Source organism: Streptomyces sp. NPDC088116, from assembly GCF_044741745.1.
GTDB lineage: Bacteria > Actinomycetota > Actinomycetes > Streptomycetales > Streptomycetaceae > Streptomyces.
In genome coordinates this window covers 198072-207747 of sequence record NZ_JBIUTF010000005.1, presented here as the reverse complement: position 1 = coordinate 207747, position 9676 = coordinate 198072, and the positions used below count along the sequence as shown (strand labels likewise).

General features: G+C 70.0%; 8 protein-coding genes and 2 pseudogenes. 6 read left to right on the top strand and 4 right to left on the bottom strand.

Features of this window, described 5'->3' with window-relative positions:
• Nucleotides 1-145: 145 nt before the first annotated feature.
• Nucleotides 146-1549, bottom strand: a complete 1404-nt coding sequence (locus ACIOJD_RS21465; protein WP_401915960.1) for an ice-binding family protein — start codon at nucleotides 1547-1549, stop codon at nucleotides 146-148.
• A 442-nt stretch (nucleotides 1550-1991) separates the two neighbouring features.
• Between ACIOJD_RS21465 and ACIOJD_RS21460 the strand changes: the two are divergent.
• A pseudogene (locus ACIOJD_RS21460) lies at nucleotides 1992-2709 on the top strand (XRE family transcriptional regulator).
• A gap of 7 nt (nucleotides 2710-2716) precedes the next feature.
• Nucleotides 2717-2875 (top strand): annotated as a pseudogene (locus ACIOJD_RS21455) (NUDIX domain-containing protein); the annotation flags it as partial.
• 330 nt (nucleotides 2876-3205) lie between these two features.
• On the opposite strand, the gene ACIOJD_RS21450 reads toward ACIOJD_RS21455, so the two are convergent.
• The 3 genes from ACIOJD_RS21450 to ACIOJD_RS21440 form a co-directional block, all read right to left on the bottom strand.
• Nucleotides 3206-3568 (bottom strand): DUF952 domain-containing protein, encoded by a 363-nt coding sequence (locus tag ACIOJD_RS21450; RefSeq protein ID WP_401915958.1) that lies wholly within the window; start codon nucleotides 3566-3568, stop codon nucleotides 3206-3208.
• A 271-nt stretch (nucleotides 3569-3839) separates the two neighbouring features.
• Nucleotides 3840-4241, bottom strand: a complete 402-nt coding sequence (locus ACIOJD_RS21445) for a hypothetical protein (RefSeq protein ID WP_401915955.1) — start codon at nucleotides 4239-4241, stop codon at nucleotides 3840-3842.
• 149 nt (nucleotides 4242-4390) lie between these two features.
• Nucleotides 4391-4810, bottom strand: coding sequence for a hypothetical protein (locus ACIOJD_RS21440; protein WP_401915953.1), 420 nt, complete (start codon nucleotides 4808-4810; stop codon nucleotides 4391-4393).
• A 193-nt stretch (nucleotides 4811-5003) separates the two neighbouring features.
• On the opposite strand from ACIOJD_RS21440, the gene ACIOJD_RS21435 reads away from it, so the two are divergent.
• The 4 genes from ACIOJD_RS21435 to ACIOJD_RS21420 are packed head-to-tail and all read left to right on the top strand — an operon-like array spanning nucleotide 5004 to nucleotide 9665.
• Nucleotides 5004-5951, top strand: a complete 948-nt coding sequence (locus ACIOJD_RS21435; RefSeq protein ID WP_401915951.1) for a DUF2797 domain-containing protein — start codon at nucleotides 5004-5006, stop codon at nucleotides 5949-5951.
• A gap of 23 nt (nucleotides 5952-5974) precedes the next feature.
• Nucleotides 5975-7042 carry an amidohydrolase family protein gene (locus tag ACIOJD_RS21430; RefSeq protein ID WP_401915949.1) on the top strand — a complete coding sequence of 356 codons (1068 nt, stop codon included), beginning with the start codon at nucleotides 5975-5977 and terminating at the stop codon, nucleotides 7040-7042.
• 5 nt (nucleotides 7043-7047) lie between these two features.
• Entirely contained in the window at nucleotides 7048-7803 is a 756-nt protein-coding gene (locus ACIOJD_RS21425; protein ID WP_401915948.1) for a response regulator transcription factor, read from the top strand.
• On the top strand, nucleotides 7800-9665 hold the full coding sequence (locus ACIOJD_RS21420) for a sensor histidine kinase (RefSeq protein WP_401915945.1): 1866 nt from the start codon (nucleotides 7800-7802) through the stop codon (nucleotides 9663-9665). The genes ACIOJD_RS21425 and ACIOJD_RS21420 overlap by 4 nt, the downstream gene beginning before the upstream one ends.
• Nucleotides 9666-9676 lie beyond the last annotated feature (11 nt).

Here is a 9676-nt window from a genome sequence, read left to right as displayed (position 1 = left end):
ACCCTTCTAATACACCACCCCCCCCCACCCCCACCCCGGCGCGCAGACCGGCGCTTTTCATACGGTTTTTTTTTTTTATAGCCCGGGCCGGGGGGCCCCCCAACCCCCCCCCCCCCCCCCCCCGCCACCGGTCCTGCTCGCACTCTTAACCGTTGAAGCCCTCGTGCTCGCCGGGCTGGTCGCCATGGCCCTTGTCGTCGCCCTGGTAACCGGACATGTCCGGCTTGTCACCGTAGCCCTGGTGGCCTTCCCAGTCACCCGGCTTGCCGTGCTCCGGCTTGCCGTGGTCTTCCCAGCCGCCGGGCTTTCCGTGGTCCGCGTGCTCGGGCTTGCCGTGCTCCGGCTTGCCGTGGTCCTCCCAGCCGCCCGGCTTGCCGTGGTCCCCGTGACCAGGCTTGCCGTGTTCGGGCTTGCCGTGGTCCCCGTGACCAGGCTTGCCGTGTTCGGGCTTGCCATGGTGTCCGTGACCGGGCCCGCCGTGTTCGGGCTTGCCGTGGTGTCCGTGGCCGGGCTTGCCGTGGTGCGGAGGTGTGACGGGGCCACCAGCGTTGCCACCGGTCACATTCCCGCCCGTGATGTTGCCGGCCGTGTTCCCCGCGACGACGCCTCCCGTCAGGACGCCTCCCAGAACACCGCCGTTGGTGACTCCACCCGTCGTCAGGCCACCGAGAACCCCGCCGAGCAAGCCGCTGGTGGCGCTGCCCGATGTACCTGCGGTGGTGGTGCCGGTCGTCGTACCGGTCGTCGTACCGGCTGTCGTACCGGTGGTGGTGCCCGTTGTGGTGCCCGTTGTGGTTCCGGTTGTCGTACCGGTGGTGGTTCCGGTGGTCGTGGTCCCCCCGGTGGTGGTGCCGCACTGCGGGCGGGTGATCCTGTTGGTGTCCAGCGTCACCGAACCATTACGGGCCAGCGCCCGGCCGTCGATGCTCGCGTTCGTGGTCACCGAGATGGAGGTCAGGACCATGATGGTGCCCACGAACGTGGTGCCGGTGCCCAGCGTGGCCGAACTGCCGATCTGCCAGTACACATTGCACGGCGAAGCGCCGTTGATCAGGAGCACTCGGCTGGCGGACGCCGTGGTAAGACCCGAACCGACCTGGAACACCCAGACGGCGTTGGGGTCGCCCTGGGCATCCAGGGTGAGGGTGCCGGTGAGCCCGAGCGTCGACGAGGAGGTGTAGACGCCCGGAACGAGCTCCAGACCACCGGCGTCCGGGGGAAGGGCGCCGTTCGTGGCCTGTCCGGCGGCGTTGTTGTACGCCGCGACCAGGTCCGTCTCGGCCTGAAGGGCAACCGCGTCCGCGGAGTGCTGGACCCCGTTCACCAGACCCGGAGGGAACCCGCTGATCGCCGTTCCCGGACTCACGCCGAGGTCTCCGGTGATCACCGAAGGACCGGTGTTGGTGACGGACTGACCGGCCAGAACCGCGAAACTTGTCGCCGTACCCAGAGGCACAGGGGTGGCGAGGGCAACCGCCTGCGTTGACGTAGCGGCGATCACAGTGGCGGTGAGCACCAAAGTGAGCACCGACGAGGCCCAAGTCGACATCGTGCGTCTTAGCGTCACGACAGGAAATTCAAGCGTCATCGAGAGACCAACTCCTGAGTGGGACGGTGGCATAGCGGGAACTTCCCGGATTGCGCAGACCGTCTTTTTCTGTCGTTGGGATATAACACTAAGAAGTGCGCGGTGATGGGGCGCAAACGGGTGATCTTCGTGAATTCGCTATTCAGCCTCGGCTCGAGGAAATCGTAGGTGGGCGTGGCGTGAGGCAGATGGGCGTATGGAATGCGAGAGCGGACGGATCGGGATCCCCGCCACGTGAACCTTGATGAGCAGGACACCTGCGTACTGGCCGATAGCGTGCATCACAGCCCTAACCGACTGTTGCCGTTCTTGATGGCCAGGCGGGCGTTCAGTTCCTCCCGCGGACTCGGCGCCACCACGTTGTCCGGTACGGCATCCCATTCCGGACCGCCTACGCGCCGCCATGGCGGCCGGCGGCTGGACGTACACCGCCCTCGCGGACAAGGCCGAAGCCGATCCCAAGTCCGTCGAACGATGGGTCAATTCGGGGCGTACGCCGCGCCGCGCCACAGCCATGCTGACAGCGCAAACGCTAGGAGATGACGTGCACGCCCTATGGCCCGCGCTCCGGCAGGCCCGCCCTGCCCGCGCTGTCAGTCCGGAACTCGTGGCTCTCCACGACCAGCGGGCGGACATCCCCGTGTCCACCTTCGTGGACATGCTGACGAAGGCCCGCGAGCACATCGACGTGTTGGTGTATGCCGCCGTCTTCCTCCACGAGGCGTACCCGCGGCTCAACGACCTGTTATGAGAGCGAGCTGCCGACGGGTGTACGGTTCCGCATCGCGCTCGGCGACCCGGACAGCGTGAACGTCCAACAGTGCGGTCGGGAAGAGAAGTTCGGCCACGGGAGCGAGTCCCGTTGCCGACTCGCCCTCATGCACTGTCGCCCCCTTGCTCCGGTATCCGGCATCGAGGTGCGGACCCATGCCACCACGCTCTACAACTCGATCTATCGCGCGGACGATCAGGCGATGGTCAATGCCCACGTCCGGGGCGTGAACGCCTACGGTGCCCCCGTGTGGCATCTTCGGCGCAGTGGAGCGGGCGGCATGTTCGACATCTACGCCGGCAGCTTCGACGCGGTGTGGGAGACCGCGACGCCGGTGAGGGAAGGGTGACGTGATCATGGCGCGGACCGAGTATTACGACGACCCGGCGGCACCGGAGCCGAACAGCTTGGTGGTTGCCGCGTCCGCCGTGGTGACCGACGACGAAGGGCGCATTCTCCTTCAGCGCCGCCGGGACAACGACCTCTGGGCGCTGCCTGGTGGCGGCATGGAGATGGCTGGACGAACCGCAGAGCGGCCCTGTCTCGGCTGACCTCTTTTGGGCTGCGGTGACGGCAGTACGAGGCTGAAGAGTCCCGCGAGGCGGTCTGTGTACAAGGCGCGGGGCGCCAGTGCGCGCCGCACGGTCGGGTGGCCGGAGCGGGCCGGGGGCCGCCGTGCCCGTATTGAGCGTGGTCGCGGTGATGTCGCTGACTGCCGGGTGTTCGAGCTGACCCGTTCGTGCCGTCGGTCACGGCGGCTGACCGGCATATCGCGGGCCCCGCACCCGCGGCGCGGGCCGCATCCGCACCGCGGGTCACGTGGCCCCGACCGTCGGCACCGTGGGTCAGAACGTCGCGGGCACGAGTGCTGTCGCGGCACCGGTCGCGTCCCACTCGACTCCCCGGATCTCCTTCACCGCGCTCCGGTTGAGGGGGCCGTACACATGCGGGAACCGTGTGTCGTCCGCGACCCCGGGCGGTGCCTTCTCGGCCTGCTGCCAGACCAGCCGCGGTTCCAGCGCGTCCTCGTCGATGAGCAGCGCCAGCAGCGGGCGCGCCGTGTCGCGGTAGAACGCGTTGGCTATGGCCAGGGTGACCGGTTCGTCCGGGGAACAGTGGATGAAATCGTCGGTGGCGAGCGACGCGGGTGCGTACGGCTGGTCCGGGGCGCGTCGCCAGTCGTCGAGGGGAAGCAGATGGAAGATCATGCGCCCAGTCGTACCCGACGCCCGCCCCGCGAACGCTCGTCCGTCGGCACACTGGGGGTCGTAGGGGTTCTAGGGGGCCGAGTCCGGCACGATCCAGACGAGAGGCCCCCGGCCCTGTCCGACCGGTCTTCGCCGGGCCCGGAACGTCTGGCACCGCGCCTCGCCGCATTGCCGAAACGCCCACTGGAAACCACCCTGCGCGCGCCCTGGCGCTTGCGATCCACGGCGCCGGACGCCCCGGGCCGATCCGACAAGACCGGCCGGACAGGCCCTAGTTGAGCGCGCGGCGCAGCGTTCGGAGTACGTCGACCTCCGGGAAGGCGCGGGGGATTTCCTGGGCGGCTCGTTCGATGAGCAGTTGGAGCACTCCGGGCGCCGCGCCGTGCATCACGCCGTACAAGTACGCGTCCAACTCGGCGGCGCTGTCCGGCAGTTCCAGCTCCACCGTGAACGGCGTGCCCTCGCTCTTGTACCGGCCCGGCGGAAGCCCGACCTTCTCCGGGTGTACGCATACGGGCACGCCGGCCGCTGTGTACCGGTAACCGTCAGCGGGGTCGAACGGGCAGTCGCGTGAGGGGCGGTCGATCACGTCGAACTCACCGAGAGGTAAGCGACGCGACGGGCAGATTCCGCACGACGGGTGCTGGCCACCGCCGACAAAAGCCTCAGTCATGGCCCGCAGCGTAGCGCCGACGGGGAGGGCCGCCACGCGCCGCACTTCTCCGGCCGGTGGCGTCGGGCCACCGGGTGGAACAGCCTTCCGGCCTGCGCCGATCAGTTCGGCGACGGTCCGCTCGGACCCGGGGGAGCGGCGGCGGTTTCTCAGGCCGACAGGTTGCCCTTGAAGTGCTGCGGCGGGGGTATGTGCGGCACGACGACGATCTGGTAGTCGTCCTCGTAGACGATCCTCCCCGGGTCCGTCGACTGCACCATGCGGCATTCGACGCCGTGGGCGGTGAGGATGTCCAGGTAGCCGTCCACCCGCTTGATCAGGTCCTCGGCCGAGGACCTGAACCAGGCAACCGCTCCAGGGTGCAGCTCGGGGTCGTAGACGGCGGGGTCGGCGGTCGACGGGTCGGGGTAGTTCGCGTCGTACCAGTCGTTGCTGGACCGCCAGAAGTGCCACTCCTCGTCGCTCAGGACGCCCTTCCGGGCCAGACCGTTGGCCAGGGCGAAGACGCCGGGGAAGTGGCCGCGCGGGCTGCGTTCCGTGCCCTGGAACCGTACGAATGTCGTCTCCACTGCCTCAGGCCTCCGTGTCGGTCCGCCGTCTCCGTCCCTGCTCCCGCTGTCATCCTGCCAGTCGATCGAACAGAGTTGGCGAGTGTTCGCGGGTTGGGGAAGTGCAGGGAGCCACTGGGCGGGGTGATCGTCGGGGATGAGGGATTCTGGTGTCGGGGTACGGGACCGAGAGCGGCGGAGTGGCGGTACGCGTATGGGCTGGCAGTGCTCCGGGCTTCGGTGGCCGGACGGGGCTCCCGTGCTGGTGTGGGGCAGATCCCCGGGCCGGGACGGCGGGCCGCTGGGCGGGCACAGCGGGCCTCCCGGCCGAGACCGGCGGGAGAGTCCCCTGGTGTACGGGCGTGACCTGGGCTTCCGGGCCGTCGGGGCCCGTCGGTGTGCCGGGGCGCGGGGGAACGCGTGTCCCGTCGCCGCGCCGGTCGCCGGGCGGAGTACCGGCGGGCAGTGTCCCGAGTGCGCGCGGCTCGACCGGACGCACTCCGTGGCCGCCGACACCGTCGCCGACGATCCCCGGGCCTACCGCGTCTATCTCGCGTGGTTCGGCCCCGGGATGGTGAAGGTCGGGATCACCGCCGAGGAGCGCGGCCCGGCGCGGCTGCTGGAACAGGGCGCCGTGTCGTTCAGCTGGCTCGGGCGCGGGCCGCTGATGGCCGCGCGGCGGACGGAGGAGCTGTTGCGTACGGCGCTGGGGGTGCCGGACCGTATCCCGTACGCGGCGAAACGGGCCGTACGGTCCACGCTGCCGGTACGCGCGGAACGGGCCGCCGAGATCGAGCGGTTGCACGCACGGGCCGTCGCGCTGGACGGGTGGCCGCAGTCGCTGGAGCGGGTGGGGTTCGTGGGGTTCGATCATGTGGAGTTGTTCGGGCTGGAAGGCGCCGGGGCGGCGCCCGTCACCGGTGTCGTGACCGAACTGACCGATGGCGGAGTCGTCTCCGGGCGGCTGGTCGCCGCCGCCGGACCCGATCTGCATCTCGCGACGGCCGACGGCGGACTGCTCGTCCTGGACACCCGGCTCATGAGCGGGTGGGAGCTGGTGGGAGTGGACATGAACGCTGTGGACCCGGCCGGGGGCGGCGGCACGGTCACGGTGCCGGTACGGGACGTGTCCGGCGGCGGCGTACAGGACGGGCTCTTCTGAGGGGAGGGTCGTTGGTGGGTGTTATGGATGATCATCCGGCCGGAGCCGGAGCCGGAGCCGGAGCCGGAGCCGGAGCCGGAGCCGGAGCTGGAGCGCAGGCCGGGGGCCAGTCCGGGGCCGGGGGCCAGGGCGCGGGCGCGGCCGAGGCCGGGGGCGCGGAGGAAGCCGAAGCCGTACGGCGGTTCCTGGAGCGGATCGGGCTGCCCGGCCTCGTGGACGTACACACGCACTTCATGCCCGGACGCGTCCTGGAGAAGGTGTGGGCCTACTTCGATGCGGCGGGACCGCTCATCGGCCGGGAATGGCCCATCTCCTACCGGCACGCGGAGGACGAACGCGTCGCGCTGCTGCGGGCGTTCGGCGTGCGGGCGTTCACCTCGATGCTCTATCCCCACAAGCCCGGGATGGCCGACTGGCTGAACGGCTGGGCCGCCGCGTTCGCCGCCCGTACCCCCGACTGCCTGCGGACGGCCACGTTCTTCCCCGAGGAAGGCGTCGAGTCCTACGTACGCGAGGCCGTCGAGAGCGGCGCGCGGATCTTCAAGTCGCATCTCCAGGTCGGGGCGTACGACCCGAACGACGAGCGGCTCGATCCGGTCTGGGGGCTGCTCGCCGAGGCGGGTGTCCCGGTGGTGACGCACTGCGGTTCGGGGCCCGTGCCGGGCAGGCACACCGGGCCCGAGCCGGTCGGGCGGCTGCTGGCGCGCCATCCTCGGCTACGGCTGGTCGTCGCGCACCTCGGGATGCCGGAGTACGCGGACTTCCTGGACCTCGCGGAGCGGTACGGGGAGGTCGCACTGGACACGACCATGGCGTTCACCGACTTCAGCGAGGGCTTCGCGCCGTTCCCGGCGGCGGAGAAGGGGCGGCTCGCGGACCTGGGGGACCGGATCCTGCTCGGGTCGGACTTCCCCAACCTTCCGTATCCGTACGTCCACCAGTTGGAGGCCCTGGAACGGCTCGGGCTGGGGGACGACTGGCTACGAGCGGTCTGTTACGGGAACGGGGCACGGCTCTTCGGGCTCCCAAGGCTTTCTCAGGTAATTCACAGGAACTGGAAAGGACGCTCTCAGGGGTGCTCGCCAGGGTGAGCAGCATGACCCTCACCTCGCCCCGCGGGCGCACCGAAATGCTCAGGCCGGACGGGAGCCCTGTCCGGGTGCTCGTCGTCGATGACGAGGCTTCGCTGACCGAGTTGCTGTCCATGGCCCTGCGCTACGAGGGCTGGGAGGTGCGCAGCGCCGGTGACGGCGCGGGCGCGATGCGTTCGGCGCGGGAGTTCCGGCCCGACGCGGTCGTACTGGACGTGATGCTGCCCGACATGGACGGGCTGGCGGTGCTGGGCCGGCTGCGGCGCGATCTGCCGCAGGTTCCGGTGCTCTTCCTCACCGCGAAGGACGCCGTCGAGGACCGGATCGCCGGGCTGACGGCGGGCGGCGACGACTATGTCACCAAGCCGTTCAGCCTGGAGGAGGTCGTGGCCCGGCTGCGCGGGCTGATACGGCGGTCGGGCGCGGCGGCCGTCCGCAGCGAGTCGCTGCTGGTCGTCGGGGACCTGACACTCGACGAGGACAGCCACGACGTCACCCGTGACGGGCACTCGATCCATCTGACGGCGACCGAGTTCGAACTGCTGCGCTATTTGATGCGCAACCCGCGCCGGGTGCTGAGCAAGGCACAGATCCTCGACCGGGTGTGGTCGTACGACTTCGGCGGTCAGGCCAACGTGGTCGAGCTCTACATCTCCTATCTGCGACGGAAGATCGACGCGGGGCGCGCGCCGATGATCCACACCCGGCGTGGTGCGGGCTACCTGATCAAACCGGCCGATCCGGCCGACGCCCCGCGATGAGGCGCACCACGTTGAAACATGTGGCGGGGCGGCGCTGGTCGCTGCGGACCCGGCTGGTGGTGTCGGCGGTCATGCTGATCGCCGTGGTGGGGACGGTGATCGGGGCGGTCACGACGATCGCGTTCCGCTCCTATCTGTACGACCAGCTGGACACGCAGGTCAGCGACATAGCCAAGCGGGCCGGCGGGCCGCCGCAGGGCAGCATCCGGGACGGGGTGGGGCCTGGTGGCAGCCTGCCGCAGGGCAAGGACCCGCTGAGGATCGTCACGAGCGGTGGCACGCCTCTCGGCACGCTCGGTGCGGCCGTGTCGGACGACGGCAGCGTCGGCCGAGGCCTCATCAGCACCAGGAAGACCGAGGACTCCGTGACGGATGTCGAGGAAACACCGCTCACCAAGGCGCAGACGGCCGCGCTCGCCACCGTCCCACGGGACACCAGCCCGCACACCGTCAGGCTCCCCGGCGACGACAACACCGACTACCGGGTCACCTACATCTCCGGCATCAATGGCGACTTCCTCGTCGGCGTGCCCCTCACGGAGGTGCAGAACAACCTCAACACCCTGGTGATCGTGGAAATCTGCGTCACCCTCGCCGGGGTGATCGCTGCCGGGATCGCCGGCGGCGCCCTCGTCGGGGTCGCGCTGCGGCCGCTCAGCCGCGTCGCGCACACGGCCACCCGGGTCTCCGAACTTCCTTTGCACACCGGCGAGGTGGCCCCTCTCGAACGGGTCCCGGCCGCCGAGGCCGACTCCCGCACCGAGATCGGACAGGTCGGCGCCGCCCTCAACCGGATGCTCGGGCATGTCGGCTCCGCCCTCGCGTCCCGGCAGGAGAGCGAGACGCGGGTACGGCAGTTCGTCGCCGACGCCGGCCATGAACTCCGTACGCCACTCGCCTCGATCCGGGGATACGCCGAACTGACCCGGCGCGGCCGTGAGGAGACCGGACCCGACACCCGGCACGCCCTCGGACGCATCGAGGCCGAGGCGGAACGGATGACCGGCCTGGTCGAGGACTTGCTGCTGCTGGCACGTCTGGACGCCGGACGCCCGCTCTCGTACGAGAGCACCGATCTCTCCCCTCTGGTCGTGGACGCGGTGAGCGACGCCCATGCCGCGGGCCAGAGCCACCACTGGCGCCTGGAACTCCCCGAGCCCGACCAGCCCGCTGCCGTCGTGCACGGCGACGGGTCCCGCCTCCACCAGGTGCTCGTCAACCTGCTCGGCAACGCGCGGACGCACACCCCGCCCGGCACGACCGTCACCGCACGTGTCCGCCGAAGCGACGGCGGGGCGAGGAACGGCTGGTCGTCGAACGGCTTTTCCTCCGCCGGTTCACTCTCCGCCGGTTCGCTCTCCGCTGGTTCGCCCACTGTCGGTTCGCTCTCCGCCGGTTCGCCATACGTCGGTTCGCTCTCCGTGGGTTCGCTCCCGGTCGATTCGCCCTCCGTCGTACTCGAAGTGCAGGACGACGGTCCCGGAATTCCTCCCACGCTCCTCCCTCATGTCTTCGAACGGTTCGCGCGCGGCGACGCGTCACGCTCCCGCGCCGCCGGTTCCACGGGCCTCGGCCTCGCGATCGTCCAGGCGGTCGTCACCGCGCACGGCGGGACCGTGGACGTACAGAGCGTGCCCGGCCGGACCGTGTTCTCCGTACGTCTGCCGATCCCGCCCGAGCAGCACCAGCTGCCCGAGCAGCACCAGCACCAGCACCAGCACCAGATGCACGCGCAACACGACCTGCACGCGCAACACCAGCTCCACGCACGGCAGCCGGGCCCGGCGCCGGAGCCTGAGGCATTCGGCGAGGCATTCGGCGACGACTCACAGACAGGGCACAGCGTCACCACACGGCCGTGACAGCGCCCCTG

Excerpts from the sequence above, each read along its gene's own strand:
- ACIOJD_RS21465 (WP_401915960.1), bottom strand. The coding sequence starts at position 1,549 with ATGTCGACTTGGGCCTCGTCGGTGCTCACTTTGGTGCTCACCGCCACT.
- ACIOJD_RS21450 (WP_401915958.1), bottom strand. The coding sequence starts at position 3,568 with ATGATCTTCCATCTGCTTCCCCTCGACGACTGGCGACGCGCCCCGGAC.
- ACIOJD_RS21445 (WP_401915955.1), bottom strand. The coding sequence starts at position 4,241 with ATGACTGAGGCTTTTGTCGGCGGTGGCCAGCACCCGTCGTGCGGAATC.
- ACIOJD_RS21435 (WP_401915951.1), top strand. The coding sequence starts at position 5,004 with ATGGGCTGGCAGTGCTCCGGGCTTCGGTGGCCGGACGGGGCTCCCGTG.
- ACIOJD_RS21430 (WP_401915949.1), top strand. The coding sequence starts at position 5,975 with ATGGATGATCATCCGGCCGGAGCCGGAGCCGGAGCCGGAGCCGGAGCC.
- ACIOJD_RS21425 (WP_401915948.1), top strand. The coding sequence starts at position 7,048 with ATGACCCTCACCTCGCCCCGCGGGCGCACCGAAATGCTCAGGCCGGAC.
- ACIOJD_RS21420 (WP_401915945.1), top strand. The coding sequence starts at position 7,800 with ATGAGGCGCACCACGTTGAAACATGTGGCGGGGCGGCGCTGGTCGCTG.